This is a genomic window from Limnohabitans sp. Rim11, assembly GCF_001269365.1.
Classification (GTDB): Bacteria; Pseudomonadota; Gammaproteobacteria; order Burkholderiales; family Burkholderiaceae_C; genus Limnohabitans_A.
This window is the reverse complement of sequence record NZ_CXOM01000002.1, coordinates 531,942-555,440: the sequence shown is the minus strand read 5'-3', so window position 1 is coordinate 555,440 and position 23,499 is coordinate 531,942. Positions and strand designations below refer to the sequence as shown.

General features: G+C 52.1%; 23 protein-coding genes. 12 read left to right on the top strand and 11 right to left on the bottom strand.

The window, feature by feature from the left end:
* The first annotated feature begins 303 nt into the window (after positions 1-303).
* Both AMM03_RS07325 and AMM03_RS07320 read left to right on the top strand, forming a co-directional pair.
* Positions 304-2,175: a phosphoenolpyruvate carboxykinase (GTP) gene (locus tag AMM03_RS07325; RefSeq protein ID WP_090130760.1), complete on the top strand. Its 1,872-nt coding sequence runs from the start codon at positions 304-306 to the stop codon at positions 2,173-2,175.
* Between the two features lie 35 nt (positions 2,176-2,210).
* Positions 2,211-3,110: a DMT family transporter gene (locus AMM03_RS07320; RefSeq protein WP_228764606.1), complete on the top strand. Its 900-nt coding sequence runs from the start codon at positions 2,211-2,213 to the stop codon at positions 3,108-3,110.
* Here the strand turns inward: AMM03_RS07320 and AMM03_RS07315 are convergent.
* Positions 3,075-3,575: a hypothetical protein gene (locus tag AMM03_RS07315; protein ID WP_090129964.1), complete on the bottom strand. Its 501-nt coding sequence runs from the start codon at positions 3,573-3,575 to the stop codon at positions 3,075-3,077. The genes AMM03_RS07320 and AMM03_RS07315 overlap by 36 nt on opposite strands.
* A 142-nt stretch (positions 3,576-3,717) precedes the next feature.
* Between AMM03_RS07315 and AMM03_RS07310 the strand changes: the two genes are divergently transcribed.
* Complete coding sequence (locus AMM03_RS07310; RefSeq protein WP_194942811.1) at positions 3,718-4,692, top strand: LysR family transcriptional regulator; 975 nt, start codon at positions 3,718-3,720, stop codon at positions 4,690-4,692.
* A complete protein-coding gene (locus AMM03_RS07305) occupies positions 4,692-5,519 on the top strand; it encodes a metallophosphoesterase (RefSeq protein WP_090129962.1) in 828 nt (275 codons plus the stop codon). The genes AMM03_RS07310 and AMM03_RS07305 overlap by 1 nt, the downstream gene beginning before the upstream one ends.
* A 9-nt stretch (positions 5,520-5,528) precedes the next feature.
* On the opposite strand, the gene AMM03_RS07300 is transcribed toward AMM03_RS07305, so the two are convergent.
* The gene (locus AMM03_RS07300) at positions 5,529-6,185 is read right to left on the bottom strand and encodes a TetR/AcrR family transcriptional regulator (protein WP_090129960.1); all 657 of its coding nucleotides are present in this window, start codon (positions 6,183-6,185) and stop codon (positions 5,529-5,531) included.
* 105 nt (positions 6,186-6,290) lie between these two features.
* Here AMM03_RS07300 and AMM03_RS07295 point away from each other — a divergent pair, with 105 nt between their 5' ends.
* Both AMM03_RS07295 and dapD read left to right on the top strand, forming a co-directional pair.
* Positions 6,291-7,379: an alkaline phosphatase D family protein gene (locus AMM03_RS07295; RefSeq protein ID WP_090129958.1), complete on the top strand. Its 1,089-nt coding sequence runs from the start codon at positions 6,291-6,293 to the stop codon at positions 7,377-7,379.
* A gap of 56 nt (positions 7,380-7,435) precedes the next feature.
* Positions 7,436-8,419: a 2,3,4,5-tetrahydropyridine-2,6-dicarboxylate N-succinyltransferase gene (gene dapD, locus AMM03_RS07290; RefSeq protein WP_090129956.1), complete on the top strand. Its 984-nt coding sequence runs from the start codon at positions 7,436-7,438 to the stop codon at positions 8,417-8,419.
* A 12-nt stretch (positions 8,420-8,431) separates the two neighbouring features.
* Here dapD and AMM03_RS07285 read toward each other — a convergent pair whose 3' ends face one another.
* Together AMM03_RS07285 and AMM03_RS07280 are read right to left on the bottom strand one after the other, a co-directional pair.
* Positions 8,432-10,600, bottom strand: coding sequence for an acetoacetate--CoA ligase (locus AMM03_RS07285; protein WP_090129954.1), 2,169 nt, complete (start codon positions 10,598-10,600; stop codon positions 8,432-8,434).
* The gene (locus AMM03_RS07280) at positions 10,597-11,151 is read right to left on the bottom strand and encodes a cob(I)yrinic acid a,c-diamide adenosyltransferase (RefSeq protein ID WP_090129952.1); all 555 of its coding nucleotides are present in this window, start codon (positions 11,149-11,151) and stop codon (positions 10,597-10,599) included. Before AMM03_RS07280 ends, AMM03_RS07285 begins: the two co-directional genes overlap by 4 nt.
* A gap of 158 nt (positions 11,152-11,309) precedes the next feature.
* On the opposite strand from AMM03_RS07280, the gene AMM03_RS07275 reads away from it, so the two are divergent.
* On the top strand, positions 11,310-12,734 hold the full coding sequence (locus AMM03_RS07275; protein WP_090129950.1) for an FAD-binding oxidoreductase: 1,425 nt from the start codon (positions 11,310-11,312) through the stop codon (positions 12,732-12,734).
* A 64-nt stretch (positions 12,735-12,798) separates the two neighbouring features.
* Here the strand turns inward: AMM03_RS07275 and AMM03_RS07270 are convergent, their stop codons facing one another.
* From AMM03_RS07270 to mnmG, 6 genes are read right to left on the bottom strand one after another with little or no spacing between them, the layout of a single operon-like run.
* Positions 12,799-13,725 carry a ParB/RepB/Spo0J family partition protein gene (locus AMM03_RS07270; protein ID WP_090130756.1) on the bottom strand — a complete coding sequence of 309 codons (927 nt, stop codon included), beginning with the start codon at positions 13,723-13,725 and terminating at the stop codon, positions 12,799-12,801.
* 58 nt (positions 13,726-13,783) lie between these two features.
* A complete protein-coding gene (locus tag AMM03_RS07265) occupies positions 13,784-14,269 on the bottom strand; it encodes an RBBP9/YdeN family alpha/beta hydrolase (RefSeq protein WP_090129948.1) in 486 nt (161 codons plus the stop codon).
* Between the two features lie 17 nt (positions 14,270-14,286).
* On the bottom strand, positions 14,287-15,057 hold the full coding sequence (locus AMM03_RS07260; protein ID WP_090129946.1) for a ParA family protein: 771 nt from the start codon (positions 15,055-15,057) through the stop codon (positions 14,287-14,289).
* A gap of 31 nt (positions 15,058-15,088) precedes the next feature.
* On the bottom strand, positions 15,089-15,703 hold the full coding sequence (locus tag AMM03_RS07255) for a LysE family transporter (protein WP_090129944.1): 615 nt from the start codon (positions 15,701-15,703) through the stop codon (positions 15,089-15,091).
* Between the two features lie 54 nt (positions 15,704-15,757).
* The gene (gene rsmG, locus AMM03_RS07250) at positions 15,758-16,420 is read right to left on the bottom strand and encodes a 16S rRNA (guanine(527)-N(7))-methyltransferase RsmG (RefSeq protein ID WP_228764605.1); all 663 of its coding nucleotides are present in this window, start codon (positions 16,418-16,420) and stop codon (positions 15,758-15,760) included.
* Entirely contained in the window at positions 16,417-18,441 is a 2,025-nt protein-coding gene (mnmG, locus tag AMM03_RS07245; RefSeq protein WP_090129942.1) for a tRNA uridine-5-carboxymethylaminomethyl(34) synthesis enzyme MnmG, read from the bottom strand. The genes rsmG and mnmG overlap by 4 nt, the downstream gene beginning before the upstream one ends.
* Positions 18,442-18,633: 192 nt before the next feature.
* On the opposite strand from mnmG, the gene AMM03_RS07240 reads away from it, so the two are divergent.
* Positions 18,634-19,419: a class II aldolase/adducin family protein gene (locus AMM03_RS07240; RefSeq protein ID WP_194942810.1), complete on the top strand. Its 786-nt coding sequence runs from the start codon at positions 18,634-18,636 to the stop codon at positions 19,417-19,419.
* A gap of 36 nt (positions 19,420-19,455) precedes the next feature.
* Here AMM03_RS07240 and AMM03_RS07235 read toward each other — a convergent pair whose 3' ends face one another.
* Complete coding sequence (locus tag AMM03_RS07235) at positions 19,456-20,685, bottom strand: YbfB/YjiJ family MFS transporter (RefSeq protein ID WP_228764604.1); 1,230 nt, start codon at positions 20,683-20,685, stop codon at positions 19,456-19,458.
* Between AMM03_RS07235 and AMM03_RS07230 the strand changes: the two genes are divergently transcribed.
* The 4 genes from AMM03_RS07230 to AMM03_RS07215 all read left to right on the top strand — a co-directional run bounded on the left by AMM03_RS07230 (position 20,684) and on the right by AMM03_RS07215 (position 23,427).
* Positions 20,684-21,814, top strand: coding sequence for an alkene reductase (locus AMM03_RS07230; RefSeq protein ID WP_090129938.1), 1,131 nt, complete (start codon positions 20,684-20,686; stop codon positions 21,812-21,814). The two genes, AMM03_RS07235 and AMM03_RS07230, sit on opposite strands and share 2 nt — an antisense overlap.
* Complete coding sequence (locus tag AMM03_RS07225) at positions 21,811-22,686, top strand: pirin family protein (RefSeq protein ID WP_090129936.1); 876 nt, start codon at positions 21,811-21,813, stop codon at positions 22,684-22,686. The genes AMM03_RS07230 and AMM03_RS07225 overlap by 4 nt, the downstream gene beginning before the upstream one ends.
* Positions 22,687-22,750: 64 nt before the next feature.
* Complete coding sequence (locus AMM03_RS07220) at positions 22,751-23,218, top strand: Spy/CpxP family protein refolding chaperone (protein WP_090129934.1); 468 nt, start codon at positions 22,751-22,753, stop codon at positions 23,216-23,218.
* On the top strand, positions 23,215-23,427 hold the full coding sequence (locus AMM03_RS07215) for a DUF2788 domain-containing protein (protein WP_090129932.1): 213 nt from the start codon (positions 23,215-23,217) through the stop codon (positions 23,425-23,427). Before AMM03_RS07220 ends, AMM03_RS07215 begins: the two co-directional genes overlap by 4 nt.
* Positions 23,428-23,499 lie beyond the last annotated feature (72 nt).

Below are 23,499 nucleotides of genomic sequence, written 5' to 3'. Positions count from 1 at the left end.
GTCTACAACCCGCCTTTGGCGGGTTTTTTCTTGTCTTGTTGGATGCTCATCGCCACCAAGCGCCCTAATCATGCAAGTTTTGCATAGTTTTTATAGGGTTTTCACTTTTTCTTTCCCACTTTTCTTGTCAGCCTCCCTAAAATTCAAGGTGAGTTACAAGCGGGGTACAAGTCCATTTGTTTCTCAGCATCGCGTGCATGTCCACGCCTGCTTGAGTCGTTTTTTGAAAAGTGTTTGACCCAAGGTGGCTTGCAAGCCTCGGCACTTTCCAAAAAACGATTTTTAAACTTTGGAGCTTTTCCCATGAACTCACCCGTGATGCAGGGCTTGAACCTGAATACACCCACGTACGTTAAAAACCCCAAGCTGATTGCTTGGGTGGCCGAAATGGCAGCTTTATGCAAGCCCGCCAATATTTACTGGTGTGACGGCTCTGAAGAAGAATACAACCGCCTGTGCCAACAACTGGTCGACAGCGGCACCTTCAAAAAGCTCAATCCCGCCAAGCGGCCAGGCAGCTTCTTGGCATGCTCCGATCCTTCCGATGTGGCGCGCGTTGAAGACCGTACTTACATCTGCTCAGAAAAGAAAGAGAACGCCGGCCCCACCAACAACTGGATGGCCCCCGCCGAAATGCGCCAGACCTTGAACCCTTTGTTCGATGGTTGCATGCAAGGCCGCACCATGTATGTGGTGCCTTTCTCCATGGGCCCCTTGGGCTCGCACATTGCACACATTGGCATTGAGTTGACCGACAGCGCCTATGTGGCCGTGAACCAAAAACTCATGACCCGCATGGGCAAAGCCGTGTTCGACGTGATCGGCACAGATGGTGAGTTCGTGCCTTGCCTGCACACTGTGGGCGCTCCGTTGGTCAATGGCGCCAAAGACACCACGTCATGGCCTTGCAACCCCACCGTCAAGTACATTGTTCACTATCCAGAAACACGCGAGATCTGGTCTTACGGTTCTGGCTACGGCGGCAATGCTTTGCTGGGCAAAAAGTGCTTGGCTTTGCGCATTGCGTCCAGCATGGGCCGCGAACAAGGTTGGTTGGCCGAACACATGCTCATCTTGGGCGTGACCAATCCGCAAGGAAAAAAATACCACGTGGCAGCTGCATTCCCCAGCGCTTGCGGCAAAACAAACTTCTCGATGTTGGTGCCACCCGAAGGCTTCAATGGCTGGAAAGTCACCACCATTGGCGACGACATCGCGTGGATCAAACCCCAAGCCAACGGCAAGATGATGGCCATCAATCCCGAAGCCGGTTACTTTGGCGTGGCCCCTGGTACCAACCACCACACCAACCCCAACTGCATGGCCAGCTTGGACAAAAACGTCATCTTCACCAATGTGGCATTGACCGATGACGGCGATGTTTGGTGGGAAGGCATGGACAAGGACAGCGGCAAAGTGCCCGATCATTTGATCGACTGGCAAGGCAAAGACTGGACACCCCAGATTGCCAAAGACACTGGCGCCAAAGCGGCTCACCCCAATGCACGTTTTACCGTTGCCGCCACCAACAACCCAGCACTCGACGCCGCATGGGACGATGCCGCAGGCGTGTCCATCGACGCGTTCATCTTTGGCGGTCGCCGCTCTACCACTGTGCCTTTGGTCACCGAAGCACGCAGCTGGACCGAAGGCGTTTACATGGCGGCCACCATGGGCTCTGAAACCACGGCTGCGGCCTTTGGCGCGCAAGGCGTGGTTCGCCGCGATCCGTTTGCCATGTTGCCCTTCTGCGGTTACAACATGAGTGACTACTTCCAACACTGGTTGGACGTGGGCGCCAAAATTGAAGCCGGTGGTCACAAGTTGCCCAGCATCTACTGCGTCAACTGGTTCCGAAAAGACGAAGCGGGCAAGTTTGTCTGGCCAGGTTATGGCGACAACATGCGCGTGTTGAAATGGATGATCGACCGTTTGGAAGGTCAGGCCCAAGGCCAAGAAACCATGTTTGGCGTGACACCCACCTATGGTGAATTGAACTGGACCGGTTTGAACTTCACAGCCGACCAATTTAATACTGTCACCAGCATTGACAAAGCGGCATGGCAACAAGAGTTGCAATTGCACACCACGCACTTTGAGCAGTTGGCCTACAACATGCCCAAGGCTTTGCTCGATACCAAAGCAGCGTTGGAACAACGCTTGGCAGCGGTCTGACAAACGCAGACTCGCGCCAAAAGCTGGCGCAAGCTTTGCTGTGGTTCACCCCTGCCATGTGGGCGGTGAACTACGTCGTCGCCAAAATAGCACCCGGCATCATTTCCCCCCATGTTCTGGCTTTGGGGAGATGGTCGCTTGCGGGTTTGATTTTGACGATCATTGCTCGAGAAGAACTTTGGCGCGAAAGACGCCAAACCCTCAAGGTCTGGCCCCAATACCTGACACTGGGTTTTCTGGGCATGCTGATTTGTGGCGCATGGGTTTACTGGGCGGGCGAAACGACCACGGCCATTAACATTGCCCTGATTTACGCGGCCTCACCCGTCTTGATCACTTTAGGGGCCGTACTGGGCCTTAAAGAAAAGTTTTCTTTCAAACAAGGGGTGGGCGTTTTCATCGCCTTGCTTGGCGTCTTGCACGTAGTGGTCAAAGGCCAATGGGCGGCCTTGTCTCAAGTCATTTGGGTCTTAGGTGACGGGCTGATTGTGATTGCCATGGTGTCTTGGGCAGCCTACGCTTTGCTTTTGAAAAAATGGGCCAGCCCCTTGAGTTCGACGGCCAGGTTGGCTGCAACTTGCATGGGGGGAAGTGTTGTCTTGCTGCCATTTGCTTTGGCTGAATGGTTTGCAAGTGCTCACCCCGCTTGGTCTATAGAGGCTGCCGCATTGGTCATTGTGGCCGCTGTTTTTCCAGGTGTGGGGGCTTACTGGGCTTATGGGTTTTGTCAAAAAACCTTGGGGGCAAGTCGGGTCGCTGCAAGTCTTTACTTGGGCCCTTTGTATGGTAGTTTGGTAGGCTGGTTTCTATTGAACGAGACCTTGGGCGTGCACCATGCCATTGGCGCAGCCCTTATTCTTCCCGGAATTTACTTGGCCTCTCAGCGACCTGCTGAAGACTCAAATGTAAAACTGACGATTGCGCAAGATGCGTGAAACACGGCGTTGTGTTGCGCTTGGGCTGGTGCTGTTAAGCGAAGACGCTTCTTCACGACCCACGGCTGACTGCAAGTCGGACATCAAGCGCGAGTCTGTTTGAGCAATGGCCCACATGCGGTCATCAGCACGGTTTTGAGCCAGCTTGGCGGACCAAGCATCCAAACCTGCTTTGATTTGGAAAGCCAGTGTTTTTGAAGTGCCGGCAAACAAGCCCGCAGCAGCAAATGCCACAGCCCAAAGGGCCACCCAAGCGGCCAGCAAATGACCATCGGCCCAAGTGTCAATCATCTGATCTGCAACCACAACAAAGGCAGCAACCACAGCCGCTAACAACATGGCGGCCAAAGTTCGGGTGGGGCTGAATGTTTCGCCCATGCGCTTGATATTGGCCACGACCTGCTCTGCGCGCTCCACACCAGGGTGGCTTGTTGAATACTCTAAGTGAACAAAATTGCGGTTCATGTGGGTGACCTCATCAGGAGATTGATTTCAAAGGTCTTAGCTTCAAGTGAACGTCACTTAATGCTTGACCATGAACGAATCTTAGGGTTTACTCTAGTGTTGTTCAACTTTATATTTATGATGCTTATCATTCACAAACGAAATGATTGAGCCCATCCATACCAATTTCCGCACCCTAGACCTGAATTTGCTTCGGGTCTTTGATGAAGTCATGGCTGAAAAAAGCCTGACCAAAGCTGCGCGCAACTTGTCCATCACGCAGCCTGCGGTCAGCAATGCCTTGCGCAGACTGCGAGAAACCCTGGGCGATGATTTGGTCCGCCGTGAAGGGCACGGCATTGCGCCTACACCCTTTGCCCTGATGCTTTGGCCCAATGTGCGGCAAGCATTGGATCAATTGCAATCGGCGTTGGTGCCACAACAATTCATCCCCACTGAAGCGCGCAATGCATTTGTGCTGGCCATGGCAGATGCCACGGCCGCCGAGCTGATGGGTGGTTTAGGACAAGCGCTTGAACACCATGCACCCAAGGTGTCTATTCGGGTCCTGCCTCTGACCACCCGCGACCCCAGAAACATGCTCAACGAAGGCACGGCCGACTTGGCTCTGGGCTACTTTCCTGCAGTTCTAGCAGACTTAACCGCCAAAGCCCAATCGGGTGAGGCCGTGGCCTTTGAACATCATCGTTTGTATGACGGCGAGTATGTGTGCGTCATGCGCCGAGGCCATCCATTGGCACAGAAAAATATCACGCTCGATGAGTTTTGCAATGCGCGACATTTGCTCGTGAGTTTTTCAGGGCGGCCTTATGGCTTCATTGACGAAGCCTTGACCTCGATTGGCAGACACAGGCGTGTGGTGATGACCGTCAATCAGTTTTTTACAGCAGGCCGGGTGGTGGTCAACTCCGATTTGCTCACCGTCTTGCCCAAGCACTTTGTGCCCACCACCGGCATTGCCGATGAACTGTTCATGTGCGAGTTGCCCTTCAAGGTGCCCACCTTGCACGTCGATGCGTTGTGGCATCGGCGCAAGCATGCCCAAAGCGATCATATTTGGTTAAGAGAACATTTGATCCGCATTGCACACGATGTTTTCAAAGGGGCACGGCTCTGATGAACATTCAACTTCTGTCTGATTTGCATTTAGAAACGCATCCTCATTTCAGCCCTGAAGTTGCACCCTCTGCAGACGTCCTAATTTTGGCGGGAGACATTGGCTCTTATCAAGCGGGCTCGATGTTGTTGGGCCAACAAGATCAAGACTTTGGCTTGGCGCGTTTCTCGCCTCGCAAAGATTTAGGGGCTTGGCCGGTACCTGTTTTCTTTGTGCCCGGCAATCATGAATATGACGGCATGCCCTTTGAAGAAGCGCATGAAAAATTGCAGGCCACTTGCAAGCGTTTGGAGATTGTTTTTTTACACCAACGTGTTGAAATTTTTGGCGGTGTGCGGTTCATCGGTTGCACCTTGTGGAGTAATTTCGAAGCTCTTGTTCCTACCTCTGGCCCATTGACACAACAACTTAAAGCCAGAGAAAAAGCTGAACGTGCTGCTAATTTTTATCTCAAGAAAACAGGCACTACTTTTCAAGGCGCGCCGTTTTTATCGGACGCTGTTAGAGCGCAGGCACAGTCTGACCAAGCGTGGTTAACGAATGCCTTGTCGGAGCCATTCGATGGACCTACTGTAGTCATTACCCACTTTGCACCAAGCCTTCTCAGTGCAGATCCTCGGTATGGCCTAAGCCCTGGCACTGCAGGATTTTGCAACGCACTTGATCATTTGTTACCTCAGGCCACGCTTTGGTTGCATGGTCATTTGCACTGTGCGCACAACTACGTCAGCCAGGGCTGTCGTGTGGTGGCCAACCCATTGGGCTACGCCAGAAAAAATGAACAGCTGGCTTTTGAAGCGCAGAAAATTGTGCGTGTTGAAGCTTGAACTTCTAATTTAATGGGCTCGCGCATTGAGGCCCGCAAAACAAGTGGTCATGACCATCTCAATGATTTCTTCATCGGAATGAAGTTCACTCATTTTGAGAAACTCAACCACGGGGTCACAGGCCCTGGCAAACAAGGTGTACAAAATGGCAATGGGTGGCAGCGCCGAATTAAGGTGGCCTTCTTGTTGTGCCTGAACAATCCAGCCGCCCAGCAAATCGCTGACCCGCATCAAACCATCCATATAGGGCCGACTGGCCATCAGGGTTGCGCGCAAGCTGGAGTTTTGACTGGGTAAGGTTGGCATTTCGCCTGCCAGTTTGAGCTGCAAGGTCCAACGTATTGTCGCCATGAGTTTGTTCAAAGCTGCACTTTGTGAAGGCTTAGCCAATTCAATGTCTGTTTGTTGATCGAGATTTTCTAGAAACGCCTGCGCTTTCTGCATGGCCAACACCATGGCTGCACACGCCAATTCTTCTTTGCTGTTGAAGTGTTTGTACAAACTGGCTTTGGCAATTCCCACCTCTGCCGCCACTTCATCCACCGTCATCGCATCAAAGCCTTTTTCCGAAAGCAATCGGTTCACTGAGGCCGTGATGGCCAATTCTCTGGCCTCCAACATTTGTGTTTTGAAGGATTTTTTTACGGGTTCTTTGGCAGTGGTCATTTCAATATTCTAGCCATTGATCGACAAACATGAACTGATCAGTCATAAAATATCCGCTTCGTCTAATTTGAAAGTTGTGCCCGCTTGGGCTGACAGGAGCAAGCCTTGGACCGCCGAAAATTGTTAAAAGTGACCAGTTTGGGGACCCTGATGTCTGGGCTGGGCGGCGCCTTGGACAGCATCGCAAGCAGCCCCGCTGCCCCACCATTTGCAAGCCTTCCTGCTTTGCCGCAAAAAGTCCAACGCATTGCCTTTGGCTCTTGCATTGATCAAAACAAACCGCAGCCTATTTGGCGCGCTGTCTTGGCATCGCAACCCGACCTGTTTATTTTTGGCGGTGACAACGTGTACGCCAGCAAAAGACCCTGGCAATCAAACGCTTTGCAAACGGCCTACGCCACCCAAGCGACACAGGCTGGCTTTGCCCAATTGCGCAAAGAGGTTCCTCATTTGGCCATTTGGGACGACAACGACATGGGGCCAAACGACGGTGGCGCCGATTTTTCAAACAAACAACTGGCCAAAGATGCCTTCCTTGATTTTTGGCAGTTACCCGCCAACGATCCGCGGCGTCAGCGTGAAGGCCTCTACCATGCCTATCAATTTGGCCCAGTCGGGCAACGTGTTCAAGTGGTTCTCCTAGACACCCGCTGGTTTAAGTCTCGGCCCAAAGTCACCGACCAACGAGATGCGCCTGGCAAAGAGCGTTACCTGCCCGATGCCGACCCGCAAAAAACCATGCTGGGTGATGCGCAATGGCAGTGGCTTGAAATGCAACTGAAGCAAACGGCGGATGTTCGTTTGATCGTGTCTGGCATTCAGGTGGTCGCTGAGGGGCATGGCTGGGAGTCATGGCACAACTTTCCAAAAGAGCTGGAAAAACTGGAGCACCTCATTCAAAGAACGCAAGCCAAAGGCGTGGTTTTCTTATCCGGTGATCGCCACATTGGTGCCATCTATAAAAGCAAGCGCGGCAACAGCTATCCGCTGTACGAACTCACCTCTAGCGGCATCACGCATGCATGGACCACCGCCAAAGAAGTGGGCCCCAATCGACTGGGCGACTTGATCACTCAAAATCACTTTGCCTTGATTGATTTCAATTGGGCCCAAAAGCAAATTCAGCTGGGCTTTCAAAACACGCAAGGTGAATGGCTCAAGCAGCAAAGCATTGATCTTTCAGAATTGCAATAAAGCAAAGTTCATCACAAAGCCCGATAATCTCTTTTTTGATTTTTTAACTCAACACCATGCAAACCCCTCCCATGATTCAAAGCAGCGCTGTGGCCTATGGCTTGGCAACCTTGGCCAAAGACGGTGCCGTCTTAGACACTTGGTACCCCGCGCCCCAATTGGCCGAAGGCATTCAAGAAGCTGGCAGCCAGGTGTTGAGTGACGCCGATGCCAAAACGCATTTGGGCGAAGCATTCGTCAAAGCCTTAGGTCCTTGCGAGTTACGCGGCGTCAATGTGGTGGCGGTTAAAACCAGCATTGCCAATTTGTCTGAACCTGCCAAAGACACACACGATGTGTTCTTGCGTCTGCACCTGCTTAGCCATCGTCTCATCAAACCACATCAAGCCAACTTGACAGGCATCTTTGGCATGTTGGCCAATTTGGCCTGGACCTCCATGGGCCCTTGTCCCCTTGATCAATTGGAAGCGGCACGTCTGCGCGCTCGCGCAGCACGCGTTGTGTTTGACGTCAAAGCGGTCGACAAATTCCCTTACATGACGGACTACGTTGTGCCGTCTGGTGTGCGCATTGCCAACGTTGACCGAGTGCGCTTGGGTGCGCATTTGGCATCGGGTACCACCGTGATGCACGAAGGCTTCTGCAATTTCAATGCGGGCACATTGGGCGCCTCCATGGTGGAAGGTCGCATCAGTGCTGGCGTGTTGGTCGACGATCAAAGTGACGTGGGCGGCGGCGCTTCCATCATGGGTACTTTGTCGGGTGGCGGCAAAGAAGTCATTTCGATTGGCAAGCGTTGCTTGCTGGGTGCCAACTCAGGCATTGGCATTTCTTTGGGCGACGATTGTGTGGTGGAAGCCGGCTGCTATGTGACGGGCGGCACGCGCGTCAAAATGCCCGATGGCAGCGTGGTCAAAGCACGCGAACTGTCTGGCCGCAATGGCATTTTGTTCCGACGCGATTCACAGTCAGGCGCGGTTCAAGCCATCCCCCGCACCGAGAGCTGGGGCAGCCTGAACGCCGACTTGCACAAGAACTAATTTGTGCAATGTTTAAATTGATTTGGCCAAATGCTTTTTGGCCAAATCAACATACCAATCCAAGCAAGCCGGATTGGCCATGGCATCTTTGTTCACCACTTTTTCAAGTGGCTGACCCAACATCAATTTCTTGATAGGCAACTCTTGCTTTTTGCCCGACAAGGTTCTGGGAATTTCTGCCACCTGGAAAATTTCATTCGGCACAAAGCGCGGACTTAGCGCTATTTTGATGGCATTGTTCAATTTGTTTTTAACGTCGTCCGTTAAGTTCATACCGGGCATCAACACCACAAACAAGGGCATGTAGCTTTCGCGGCCCAAGTATTCAAGGTCGACCACCATGCTGTCCATCACTTCAGGCAAAGCTTCTACGGCGCTATAAAGTTCGCTGGTGCCCATGCGCAATCCATGCCGATTGATCGTGGCATCGCTCCTGCCAAAAATAACGCAACCCTCGCCACCTTGTTTGCCCTGACCTGCCGCGCCAATGCGCAGCCAATCGCCATGGCGCCAAACACCGCCGTACGATGCATCGGCATCGCCGCCACCAGGCTTGCGGCCGCGGCCCGCAGGATACATTTCAAAGTAGCTGGCCAAGTACCGTGCATTTTGGTCATCGTTCCAAAAGTACAAAGGCATCGAGGGAATCGGTTGAACACAAACCAGTTCGCCCACTTCGCCGTGCACAGGCTCTCCCGCTTCGTTCCAGGCTTCTACCGCACAGCCCATCAAGCGACACTGCATGACGCCAGGCTCTTGAGGCAACTCTCGGTTGCCGCCAATGAAGGCACCGCAAAAGTCTGTACCGCCCGAAATGTTGCACCACCAAATATCGCCATCTTCTTCGCGATGCAAGTAGCTCGATTGGCTGTACGCTTTTTGAATATTTTTGAATTGCGCATTGCCCCATTTTTGAGTGTCGGGCGACAGCGGTGAGCCCGTCGTGCCCAATGCACGGATGCGCGACAAATCACCACATTGACTCAGCTCAATGCCGGCCTTTTGACAGTTGGCAAAGAATGCCGCTCCTGCGCCAAAAAATGTCACCTGGTTGTCCGCAGCAAAACGCCAGAGTGTTGTCCAATCTGGATTGTCTTTGCTACCACCCGGGTTGCCGTCATAAATGACACAGGTGGTGCCATTGAGCAAGCCACCCACTTGGGCATTCCACATGACCCAGCCGGTTGAGCTGTACCAATGGAAACGTTCGCCCCACGTGTTGGGGTGATAACTGCAGCCCACATCGTTGTGCAAAATTTTCAGCGCCAGGGCCACGATCAAAGTGCCGCCGTGTCCGTGCACGATGGGTTTGGGCAAGCCGGTGGTACCACTCGAATAAACCACCCACAGCGGATGATCAAAGGGCAAGGCCATGGGTTCGAAGTGATCGACCTCTGGTCCTTGTCGCAGCGTCGTTTCAGAAAAGCGAATGGCCGCAGCCACTTCGTTGCTGGCCAAATCTGCAACACCAATGTTGTCGTACACAATGACGTGCTGCACCGTCGGCAGCGCATCTTTCAATTCTTGCACCACACCCATGCGGTCATAGTTTTTACCGCCGTAGGTGACGCCATCGCAAGCAATCAGAATCTTCGGTTCAATTTGCTTAAAGCGATCGAGCACCGCCAGTGTGCCCATGTCGGGCGCGCAAATGCTCCAAACACCACCCACACTGATAGTGGCCAAAAAAGCAATGATGGCTTCTGGAATGTTAGGCAAATAAGCCGCCACCCGATCACCCGGCTGAAGGCCTTGAGCTTGCAGGTGCAAGGCCATTGAAGCAATTCGCCGCTTCAGTTCAGGCCAAGAGATTTCTTGCCTAACGCCCAATTCATTTTGCGCAATGAGTGCCGGAAAACCTGCAGCATGTGCGGCGTCCACGTGGCGCAAAACTTGACTGGCGTAATTGACTTGGGCGCCTGGAAACCAAATCGCACCCGGCATGGCGTTCTTGGCCAGCACTGCGGTGTGGGGTGTTGGGGATTGCAAATCAAAGTAATCCCAAATACTTTGCCAAAAAACATCCAAGTCCGAGATCGACCATTGCCACAAATCTTCGTACCGATCAAAAGAAATGCCGCGATGTTGCTTCAACCAATTTTGATAAAGGCGAATTTGCGGAACATAGTCAAAAGGCGCCTTAGGAAAGGCATCAGAAGACACGTTGGGCGTAGTTGTCATTTTTTCATTCGCTCGCTTTGCCAATAAACATCCGTGCCACCATCCATGCGATTGAGCACGCGCGATAAAACAAACATCAAGTCAGAAAGTCGATTCAAATATTGCCTGGGGGCATCGTTCAAGGCCTCTTCGTTGCCAAGCGCCACTGTGGCGCGCTCGGCACGCCTGGCCACCGTGCGGCAAATGTGCGCCTGTGATGCTGCGCGATTGCCGGCAGGCAAAATAAATTCTTCAAGCTTTGGCAGCTGGGCGTTGTATTTTTCGAGGGCTTGGTCCAAGGCTTGCACGGCCTCTGCCTTTAGCAACTCAAAGCCTGGAATAGAAAGCTCGCCGCCCAAATTAAACAATTGATGCTGCACTTCGACCATCAGCGTCCGAACATCGTCAGGCATGCTCTCGCACAGCAGCAAGCCAATGTGCGAATTGAGCTCGTCCACATCGCCCATGGCGTGCACACGCAAGCTATTTTTAGACACCCGTTGGTTGTTGCCCAAACCCGTTGTGCCTTCATCGCCCGTTCGGGTTGCAATTTGTGTGAGACGGTTACCCATGGTGTTTCCCCTGTGCTGTGACGCCTGCAAAAATGGGCGTCTGCGCGTAAACTCTCATTTTGACCGAGTTTGACAAGTTTTCCCCAAGCTCGGTTCACCAACGCGACTGGCTGACGCTTCAGCCTTGTCACTGCGAACCTTGACATCGGAGCCCCACCATGAATGCACCCACTCAAGCAGCCCACTTGGCCCCAGCGGTTCAAGCTCGACCTGTGCCTCAGGCTTTCATCGATGCGCTGAAGGCACGCTTTGGTGACAATTGTTCGACGGCCTTGGTCATTCGCGAGCAACACGGCCGCGACGAGTCAGCCTTTGCACCTGTGCCGCCACCCTCGGCCGTGGTTTTTGCCGAGTGCACGCAAGATGTTTCGGATGCCGTGAAGTTGGCCAGCGAATACAAAGTGCCAGTCATCCCCTTTGGCGTTGGCTCTTCCTTGGAGGGTCATTTATTGGCAGTTCAGGGTGGTATCAGCATTGACCTCACGCGCATGAACAAGGTGCTTTCAATCAACGCGGAAGACTTGACCGTGACTGTCCAGCCAGGTGTCACGCGCAAGCAATTGAACGAAGAAATTAAATCGACGGGCTTGTTTTTCCCCATCGACCCGGGTGCCGACGCCACCCTTGGCGGCATGAGCGCAACCCGCGCCAGTGGCACCAACGCCGTCAGATACGGCACCATGCGAGAAAACGTCTTAGCACTGGAAGTTGTCACGGCCTCTGGCGAAGTCATTCGAACAGGCACGCGTGCTAAAAAATCCAGTGCTGGATACGACCTCACGCGTTTGTTTGTGGGCAGCGAAGGCACCTTGGGCGTGATCACAGAAGTGACTGTGCGCTTGTACCCCTTGCCAGAGGCTATCTCTGCCGCCATCTGTTCATTCCCAAGCATTGAAGCTGCCGTCCAGACCGTTATTCAAATCATTCAGTTGGGTGTGCCTATTGCCCGCGTTGAACTCATTGACCACAACTCCGTTCGCATGGTGAATGCGTATGCCAAGTTAGGATTGCGCGAAGAACCCATGCTGTTGATGGAGTTTCACGGATCGCCTGCGGGCGTCAAAGAACAAGCCGAAACCGTACAAGAAATTGCCAGCGATCATGGTGGCAATGCGTTTGAATGGGCCACCACGCCCGAGGAGCGCACACGCCTTTGGACAGCACGTCACAACGCCTACTTTGCTGCATTGCAGAGCCGGCCCGGATGCCGAGCCATCAGCACGGACACCTGTGTACCGATTAGCAAATTAGCCGATTGCCTGCTGGACTCCATCACAGAAACAGATGCAAGCGGCTTGCCTTATTTCTTAGTGGGTCATGTGGGCGATGGCAATTTCCACTTCGGCTATTTGATCGACCCCAACATTCCAAGCGAAAGAGAAGTGGCCGAAGCGCTGAATCACAAGTTGGTTAGCCGCGCACTTAGCTTAGGCGGAACCTGCACGGGCGAGCACGGCATTGGTTTGCACAAAATGGACTTCTTGGTCACCGAGGCTGGTGTGGGTGCGGTCAGCATGATGAAGACCATCAAGCAGGCACTCGATCCACACAACATCATGAACCCTGGAAAAATCTTTCATTGAAAGTTCTCTCCATGAAAAAGGGCTCTCTATTTTTTAGAGAGCCCTTTTTTAATGGTTTTGTGATTTAGGCGCGAAGTTTTTCAATCAAGCCGTTGAGTTCATCCAGCGATCCAAATTGGATGGACAATTCGCCCATTTCTTCAAAACGTCCGTGGCGCTTGACGCGTTTTTTGATACGCACTTCTACCTCGGCCATCAACAAATCCGAGAGTTCTTCTTCCACGCGTTTGATGTCACGCGACTTTTCCTTTTTCGGTTTTTGCTGAACCAACGAGAACTCTGCGCTGAGTTTTTTCACCAAACTTTCGGCCTCACGGACTGACATTTTTTTGGCTGTGATTTGGTTGGCCGCTGTAATTTGTGCCGCCCTGTCGAGTGCCAATAGTGCGCGCGCATGGCCCATGTCAATGTCGCCCGCCATCAGCATGGTTTGAACGGGGTCGGCCAAATTTAACAATCGGAGCAAATTGCTTGCAGCACTTCTAGAGCGGCCCACTGCTTGGGCTGCGGTTTCGTGAGTAAGTCCAAACTCTTTAATCAGGCGATGTAAACCTTGAGCCTCTTCTAAGGGGTTGAGGTCTTCGCGCTGAATGTTCTCAATCAGCGCCATGGCGGCAGCGGCTTCATTGGGAACGTCTCGCACCAATACCGGTACTTCGTTCAGTCCCGCCAAACGCGATGCGCGGAAGCGCCGCTCGCCAGCGATGATTTCATATTTGCCAGCATGGGGGCCATCGCTTAGCTTGCGAACCAAGATGGGCTGCATGATGCCCTGCGCCTTGATGGACTCGGCCAGCTCATACAAAGCACCTTCGTCCATGCGAGTGCGCGGTTGGTACATGCCTGGCACCAATTCGCCCAAACCCAAAACAGATGGCGCTCGATTGGCGGCGGCCTCAACCGCTTGAGGTGAGCTTGCCTCTTCCTGAACTTTGGGGCCCAACAAGGCCTCCAAACCACGACCGAGTCCTTTTGGTTTTTTAGTGACCATGTTCATTGACTTTCATTAATTCATTCAAAAATGCGTGTCCTTCGGGCCAGTCACCCAATTAGGCATCGGCGTTAAGGTGACCTTGCGGTCCCGCGTTGATTAACTCAGAACCCCAAGATTTGGCAAAAAATTGCGCGCGCTCAACTGAGCAGTAAGGATCGTTTTGGCTGCTGATCACCGTTGATAGAAACGGCATCTTTGTTACAGCGATGGGCCGCCAGCTATTGAAAACGTCTTTCATCGGCGGCGCCTCTACATCACTGGGCGCCACCAACAAAGCCGCCTTCACTTTGGGGGCTTGCTTTGAAATGACAGCCCATGCAGCTACTTGAATACAGCCCAAACTGTGTGCGGCCAAATAGACAGGGCCCTCTATGTCTGAGACCACGTCGTCTAACCGCGCCAACCAGTCGCCACGCAAAGGTCGCATCCAATCGCTTTGCTCAACCACTTGGTAGCCGTATTTTTCAACCCATTTCATTTGCCAATGTAAGGGCCCACTTCCTTGCCATCCAGGCAAAATAAGCACTTTTTTAGATTCCATTGCGGCGCTTTGGTGTATCACATGCTTGGAATGCGAAGCACCAACTCCCTGGCAAACTCCACAAATGCTTGGCTGCCCTTGGCCGATGGATCAAAGATAACGCCGGGCAAGCCGTAACTAGGGGCCTCGGCCAATCGCACATTACGCGGAATGACGGTGTTGAAAACCTTGTCACCAAAATGCGATTTGAGCTGTTCACTTACCTGCTGCTGCAAGGTAATTCGGGGGTCAAACATGACGCGAAGCAAACCAATGATTTTCAAATCGGGGTTCAAATTGGCGTGAACCTGCTTGATGGTGTTGACCAAATCGGTCAAACCTTCCAACGCAAAATACTCGCATTGCATAGGAACAATCACGCCATGCGCAGCACACAAACCATTGAGAGTGAGCATGGACAAGGAAGGTGGGCAATCAATCAATACAAAATCAAACTCTTGATTGACCACATCGAGCGCCAACTTCAAACGCTGATCGCGTCTTTCCAAATCGACCAACTCAACCTCTGCACCGGCCAATTCACGATTTGCACCCAGGACGTGATATCCACATTTCTCAGAAAAAATGGCGGCCTCTTGAATGCTGGCAGACTCCAGCAAAACATCATAAACACTGAGTTCTAGCTGACGTTTGTCTACGCCAGAGCCCATGGTGGCATTGCCTTGCGGATCTAAGTCGACCAGCAAAACTCTTTGACCGACCTTGGCCAAACCCGCGGCCAAGTTCACAGCCGATGTGGTTTTGCCAACACCGCCTTTTTGATTTGCAACACAGAAAATTTTTGCCATTTGTTACTCGATTAATTTTCGGTGGGTGCACTCATTTGCCAACGGCCAATTTCAAGCCGAAACCAATCAAACACACGCCTGCCAGTTTTTGCAATACGGCAGACATCTTCGGGTTGGCTCGAATGCGCTCTGCCATGGTGTGAGTGATCAAAACGACCCCAAAACAGTAAAGAAAACCCAACACAGCAATAGTGACCGCCATGAAAACAAAAGTAGTCATCCCTTGGTGTTTTTCGAGGTCAATGAACTGCGGGAAAAAAGCAAAGTAAAACATGATGGCCTTGGGATTGAGCAAGGTGATAAGCATGGTTTCTTTGAAATATTTTCCCGGTGTAATTTTGATGGAGGTGCCTTCGCCCGGTTTGGCCAAAACCATTTTGGCGCCCAGCCAAGCCAAATAGGCTGCGCCCAACCACTGCAGTGCCATGAACAAATGAGGATAGCTTTGCAGCAAAGCAGCAACGCCGGCCACTGTCATCCACAACAAAATTTGGTCACCCAACAGCAAGCCCAACACGGAAGCCAGCCCACCCCGCATGCCACCCTGGCTGGTAGAGGTAATCAGGGCCAAATTGCCGGGCCCTGGCAAAAACAACAACAAAACAAAGGCCGCAACAAAGGCGCCGTAATCAGAAATTCCAAACATGCAAGGCTTTCTTATCTAGCCCAAGTGTAATGGGCGAAAGCCGACTCCAAATGCCTAGGCAGACAAAGCTGTCGATTTTTTCATCCAAACCATGCACCTTTCAGCATTCAGGCCGGGCACAAGGAGTTGTTCCACGTGAAACACTTGGACCATGGGCGGCAAGGCCGACATTTCTTCTTCTGGCAACTTGCCCTTCATGGCCATCCAAACACCGCCATCGGCCAAGGCGCCAGACGACCAATTGACAAAGTCAGGCAAAGAAGCAAAAGCACGAGACCCAATGACGTCGAATGGGCCGCTTAGCGTTTCGACTCTGGCATGAATGCCCTTTAAGTTGCCCAGCTTGAGACTGGCCGCAACCTGCTGAACAAATGCCGCCTTTTTGGAAACGGCATCGACACATGTCACATTAACCCCGGGGCAACATATAGCAATGACCACCCCGGGCAATCCACCGCCGGAGCCAACATCTAAGAAAGAAAAGGCGCCATCCAAGGACCGCGTTTGTTGCATTAAGGGGCCAATGGCAGAAAGACTGTCCAGCAAATGGTGGGTCAGTATTTCCTGCGAGTCGCGAAGCGCTGTTAAGTTGTAGACCTTGTTCCACTTTTGGATCAAGGCCATGTAGTCCAAGAGCTGCTTCTGCGCCTCCTCGCCTAGCGACAAACCCAAAGCAGAAATGCCCTCTGCCAAGGCCAACATCAAGTCTTCACTCATGAAGCCAGGCTTTCGGCGCCTTCAAGCAGCTCAGGCTTGACGGCCATGAACTCTTTGAAGCCACCCCTTTTAAGATGAATCAGCAACAAGGAAATGGTGGCAGGCGTAATGCCAGAAATACGCGAAGCCATGCCCAAGGTTTCTGGGCGATGCTTGTCCAGCTTTTGCCTTGCCTCAATCGACAAGGAAGAAACCTGAAGGTAGTCCAACTTGGCGGGCAACTTGAGATTTTCAAAGTGAGCCGCCCTTTCCACCTCAAGCTTTTGCCGATCGATGTAGCCAGAGTACTTGGCGGCAATTTCAACTTGCTCAACCACCGCCGCCGACAAGACGCCCAATGTTTCACGTGAAACAGCTTCAGACACAAATCGTCCTGAGTCAAGGCTCATCAAGTTTTCATAACTGACGTTGGGGCGACGAAGCAATTCAAACAAGTTGTGCTCGTGCTCAATGGCCTTACCGAGCACCCGCTCCGACTCAGCCGCGGGAAGATTTCGAGGATTCACCCAATTTGACTTGAGCCGATCTGTTTCACGTGAAACAGCCTCGCGTTTGGTGCAAAAAGAAGCCCAGCGGGCGTCGTCTACCAATCCCATTTGACGACCAACCTCTGTCAGTCGCATGTCTGCATTGTCTTCCCGAAGTTGCAAGCGGAACTCTGCCCTGCTGGTGAACATTCGATAGGGTTCGGTTACGCCCTTGGTAATCAGATCGTCAACCAACACGCCCAAATAGGCTTGGTCACGCGACGGCAACCAAGAGCCGCCCATGTCATTGCCTTTGCCCAACAAGGCGCGGCACTGCAAGGCGGCGTTGATGCCGGCAAACAAGCCTTGTGCAGCAGCCTCTTCATAACCCGTTGTGCCGTTGATCTGGCCCGCAAAAAACAGTCCGCCGATTTGGCGCGTTTCAAAACTGCTCTTCAAGGAACGCGGGTCAAAGTAATCGTATTCGATGGCGTAGCCTGGCCTCAGAATATGGGCGTTTTCAAGGCCCTTCATCGATCGAACCAGGGCATACTGAATGTCAAATGGCAAGCTGGTAGAGATGCCATTGGGATAAAACTCATGGGTGGTTAAACCCTCGGGCTCTAGAAAAATCTGATGGCTGTCTTTGTCCGCGAAGCGGTTGATTTTGTCTTCCACACTTGGACAATACCTCGGCCCGACACCTTCAATTTTTCCGGTGAACATGGGGCTGCGATCAAAGCCAGACCGAATGATGTCATGGGTCCGCTCATTGGTATGCGTAATCCAACAAGGCATTTGCGCCGGGTGCATTTCGGCGCGACCCATGAAGCTAAAAACAGGCACGCCAGAAGACTCGTTCAAACCACCCGGCATGCCATCGCCCGGCTGCTCAAAGCATTGGCTAAAGTCAATGGTGCGGCCATCAAGCCTGGGTGGCGTACCCGTTTTCAAGCGGCCTTGGGGCAATTTAAGTTCTTTCAAACGAGCCGACAAACTGACAGCAGGAGGATCGCCAGCGCGGCCTGCGGCATAGTTTTCTAGGCCAACGTGAATCTTGCCATCCAAAAAGGTACCGGCCGTAAGCACCACCGTTTTAGAACGGAAGCGAACGCCCACTTGCGTTACAGCTCCCACCACACGGTCTTCTGAGCCATTTGACTCAACCATCAAATCATCGACAGCCTGCTGAAAAAGCCAAAGGTTTTCTTGATTTTCTAAGCGATGACGGATGGCGGCTTTGTACAAAATGCGATCGGCTTGCGCACGGGTAGCGCGCACAGCTGGGCCTTTAGAGCTGTTCAAAATGCGAAATTGAATACCGCCCTCATCGGTCGCGAGCGCCATGGCGCCGCCCAAAGCGTCGACCTCTTTGACCAGATGCCCTTTGCCGATACCACCAATGGATGGGTTGCAGCTCATCTGCCCCAGGGTTTCGATGTTGTGTGAGAGCAAAAGCGTTTGACAGCCCATGCGTGCAGCCGCCAGCGCAGCCTCCGTGCCAGCATGGCCGCCGCCAACAACGATCACATCAAATTCTTGTGGGTAAAGCATGTATTCACCAGTCCATCACCAATAGGCCGGCGCTGCCCGCGCCGCAGGAGGCCAAGGGCCAAGGTCTTTGATTTTATCTGGATCAGCTGTGCCCTGCGCGACCCATGGTCAACGAAGCCACGCGATAAGCTTGCGCTTTGAATACAGGTCGTCAAAAAGACCGCCGAACGCAACCCCCTCCAAGGAGACGATTTGAAAACCACAACCCTACCCGCCGCTCAAATTCATCCCGACGAATGGGCGCTTCGTGTCAACTTAGCAGCTTGCTATCGTTTGGTTGCCTTGTATGGCTGGAGCGATTTGGTATTCACCCACATCAGCGCCAAATTACCAGAATCTGTTGCAGGTGACGCGCATCAGTTTTTGATCAACCCCTACGGCCTCATGTTTGATGAAATTACGGCGTCCAGTTTGGTGAAGGTCGACATGCAATGTCAAAAGCTAGATACCGACAACCCTCACCCCGTCAACCCAGCAGGCTTTGTCATTCACAGCGCGGTGCATGAGGCGCGGCAAGAAGCGGGTTGCGTTTTACACACCCACACGCGCGCAGGTGTGGCGGTCAGCGCCCAAAAACATGGCGTGTTGCCGATCAGCCAGCAAAGCACTTTTGTTCTGAGTTCGTTGGCCTATCACGACTACGAAGGTGTGGCGATTCGCGATGAAGAGAAGCTTCGCTTGAAATCAAATTTGGGTGGCGCCAATTATTTGATGTTGCGTAATCATGGCTTACTGACTGTGGGCAAAACCATTGCAGATGCTTTTTTACAAATGTATATTTTTGAAAACACTTGCAGAATTCAACTAGACGCGTTGTCGGGACAAACCCAAACAAGCGATTTAGTGCAGGTGAACCCCGACATTTTGAACGGCGTTGCACACGCCATGAAAGTTCAAACGGGCGGCTTGGGCGGTACCTTTGTATGGCCATCCTTGATCCGCAAACTAAATCGCGAAAACCCTGGCTACGATGTTTGAAAAAGCGAACGTGAGGAAGGCTGTCGTCAGGTGATATCACGCCGTTGTTTTTTCTGTCAATGGTTTTTGTTGCCACGCAAAAAAAGACCCCAACAACAAAGCCATCGCAGAAAACAACAAACCCCTTTGCAAGCCGCCATCACCATCGGCAATCCAGCCCACCACCACGGGACCCACAATTTGGCCCAACGCAAAAATAACGGTAAACACACTGATGCCAGAAGCCCACTGCTCTGGTGGCAAGTTGTGTTTCACCATGGCCGTGGTTGAGGCAACCAGAGACAAAAACACAAGGCCAAAAATCAAGCCCGAAATCATCATCAAAGGCCATGCAGCAGTGATGGCTGGAATGAGTGTTGCCACACTCAACAAGGCGTTCAAAATAGACAGCGCTTGTCCACCACGATAGTGATTCAACAAGCCCGCCCAGACCCTGGACGAGACAACCACAGCCACACCCAAGAGCGCATAAAACAAAGTGATGTCGGCGGGTCCCGCGCCTTGTTCTCTCAACAAGGCCACCACAAAAGTCATGTACCCGATATAACCAACGCCAAAGCAGCCATACCCCAACAAAGCAAAAAACCATTGACGCAACCCGCGCGTTGCTGGTGCTGCTTGATGGGTTGAGGCCATAGAAGGCGGCGACTCAGGCGCCCAATGCATCAAGGGACGGCGAATCAGAATCATCAATAAACTGAGGGCCAAACACAGCCCCGCCAAAGACCACCAAGCCCACGACCACGGGTGATCAACCGCCTGCACTTGTGCCCAGCCCAATGAGGCAGGCACCATAAGCGCAGACAAGACGATGCCCCAACCCGTTCCGCCGTAGTAAACACCCAACAACAAGCCAGATTGCGCCGGAATTTGTGCACCGAGTCGGGCCGCCAATAAACCGCCAGAAACAAAAACGGCTGCGCTGGCAACGCCAGCCAGGAAGCGTTGAAACAACAAAGCCGCCGTGTCGATCAAGAACCCCGTCAGGGCCATGAAAATAGTTGCTGCCAACGCTCCCCAAATTAAAACCCTCACAGCACCCCATCGGCGCAGCGCCCATGGCGTTAACAAAGCTCCGACCAAGTAACCCACGGCATTGAAAGTATTCATGGCACCTGCTAAGGTGTAGCTCCACAACAAATCGTCACGCATGGGTGGCAACAAGAGCGCATAGGCAAACCGCGTCATTCCTAAAGAGACAGCGGCAGCCATTGAAATACAAACCGACAACCCTAAGGCCGTCATCCATCGGATATTTTGAGTCATGAAAAACTTATTTGAACCCTGCCAAGCAGGCAACCTTCACCTCGCATCACGCATTGTGATGGCTCCGCTCACTCGAAATCGAGCGCCACTCGCTTTGGCCAATGCACTCATGGCTGAATACTATGCGCAACGCGCCAAGCCCGCAACGGGCGCAGGCCTCATCATCACAGAAGCAACCGCCATCAGCCATCAAGGTCAGGGCTATGCAGATGTACCAGGCATCTGGTCTTCTGAGCAAGTTGCAGCATGGAAACCCGTGACGGCCGCAGTGCATGCACAGGGTGGAAAAATTGTCATGCAACTCTGGCATGTCGGCCGCGTGTCACATCATTGCTTTCAACCAGACGGCGCGGCGCCCGTTGCGCCTTCGGCACTCACCGCAAAAACCAAAACCGTTCAGCTCATTGAGGGTGTGCCAAGTTTTATGGCCACATCTGAGCCGCGCGCACTTTCAATCGACGAAATTCCAGGCATTGTGGCAGACTACAAAACCGCCTCACGCAACGCCATGGCGGCAGGGTTTGATGGTGTGGAGGTGCACGCCGCCAATGGCTATTTAATCGATCAATTTTTAAGGTCTGGCAGTAACCACCGAACCGACTCTTACGGCGGCAGCGTTGAAAACCGAACGCGCTTTTTGAAAGAAGTGATGCAAGCAGTCTGCTCCGAAATTGGGGGTGGAAACAGTGCCATCCGTATTTCTCCCGTCACCCCAGCCAATGACGCGTCAGACGATGAACCCCAAACATTGTTTGAACACGTTGCTCAGTTTTTGGGCACATTGAACTTGGCCTACGTTCACACAGTAGAGGGCTCCACCGGCGCAGCGCGTGACTTTTATCAGGGCCCGCAGCCGTTTGACTATGCGGCGCTTAAAGCGGCGTACGTTGGGGCAGGCGGAACAGGCGCATGGATGCTCAACAATGCCTACACGCTTGAATTGGCCCATCAAGCTTTGAGCAATGGTGCAGATTTAATTGCCTTTGGTCGACCATTTATTGCCAACCCAGACCTGGGTTTAAGGCTTAGGCAAAATGGCCCATTCAATGAGCCCGATCGGAGCACGTTTTATGGTGGCCTCGAAAAAGGCTATACCGACTATCCATTTCTCAATGCTTCTTCAACATGAGTCTTCCTAATTTTCAAGGCCGCAGCGTCGAACAACAAGTCATCGGGCAAGCCACGCGCGATGGCGACGGCGTCAAGCTCACAAGGGTGCTGACGCAAGCGCATCAACGCCGCCTTGATCCCTTCCTCATGCTCGATAACTTTGGCAGTGATGATCCCAACGACTACGGCGGTGGCTTTCCAGATCACCCACACCGTGGCTTTGAAACAGTAACCTACATGATTGCGGGGCGAATGCGCCACCGTGACAGTGCGGGCAATGAAGGCTTGCTACAAAACGGGGGTGTACAGTGGATGACTGCTGGCCGTGGTGTGGTGCACAGTGAAATGCCAGAACAAGAAGAAGGTGTGATGGAAGGTTTTCAGCTGTGGCTGAATTTGGCCTCCCATCAAAAAATGTGTGCCCCTGCGTATCAAGACATACAAAGCGAAAAAATACCTGAACTCTCTTTAACTTCTGGCGTCTCCTTGCGTGTCATAGCAGGTAAGTCACACGGCGTTGAAGGCGCTGTCAACAGGCCGGCTAAATTGTTTCCAACGCAGGCTCTTTATTTAGACATCCATTTTGATCAGGCGGCTCATTTTCAACAAAGCATTCCAGCAGAACACAATGCTTTTTTGTATGTCTATCGCGGCAGTGCCAAAGTGGTCAGTGAAAATCAAGAAACCAGCATTGGCCTGCACCGCATGGCCATTCTTCGCAACGAAGGATCTGGTGTAGAAATCAGTGCCGCAGCAGGTTCTAAAGTACTTTTAATTGCTGGTAAGCCTCTAAATGAGCCCATTGCCCAATACGGGCCCTTTGTGATGAACACGCGTGAAGAGTTGATACAAGCTGTCGATGACTTTAGAGCGGGTCTTTACAATTCATAACAATCTTTGAAAGATACAGACACACAAGAAAGAGAAACTGTTCTTTTAATTTGAAAGGACCCTCATGTCTAAACTTCACACTCCACTGGTAACAGCACTTATCGCCATCGCTTGTGGTTTCAGCACGATTGCAATTGCACAATCACCTGGCCACGGCATGATGCATGAAGCAAAAAGTAATGCCCACCACAGTGAGCGTCATCAAAAACATCTGAATGAACTCAAAGTTTTTCTTCAGCTGCAAGCATCACAAGAAAATGCTTGGAATGCTTTTGAAACGGCCATGAAATCACCCATGAAGCGCCCAACAAATCATTCAATGGCTGAAATGGAAAAACTATCAACACCTGAGAGAATCGACAAAATGATGGCACTTAAAGCTGAGCGAGATTTAGAAATAACAAAGCGGATGGATGCCAGCAAAACTTTCTATGCCACTTTGACGCCTGCACAGCAAAAAGTATTTGACACACAAACTCAAAAATTCTTAAACCGTGGTCCTATGGGCCACCACGTCAAAATGCATCCATGATCTGGGGATTGACTGAAGAACAAATTGCCTCGTTTGGTTTAACGATTGGCATTGCAGCTTTCATGTTGTACATGCTTTTCATCATTGGCCACTTGGCATGGGAATCCAAAGCAGGTAAGTTTGGAACCTTTGTTCTTTTCTTGGGGCTGGCTTTTGGCATGGTTGGTTTCATTGCCAAAACCGGCATCCAATGGTTTTTAGAAAAATAATTAAATCCCCTGTTTGTCAATGAACAACTGTGTGGAAAATTAAAGGATAACTGGCAAGTTATCCACAGATTT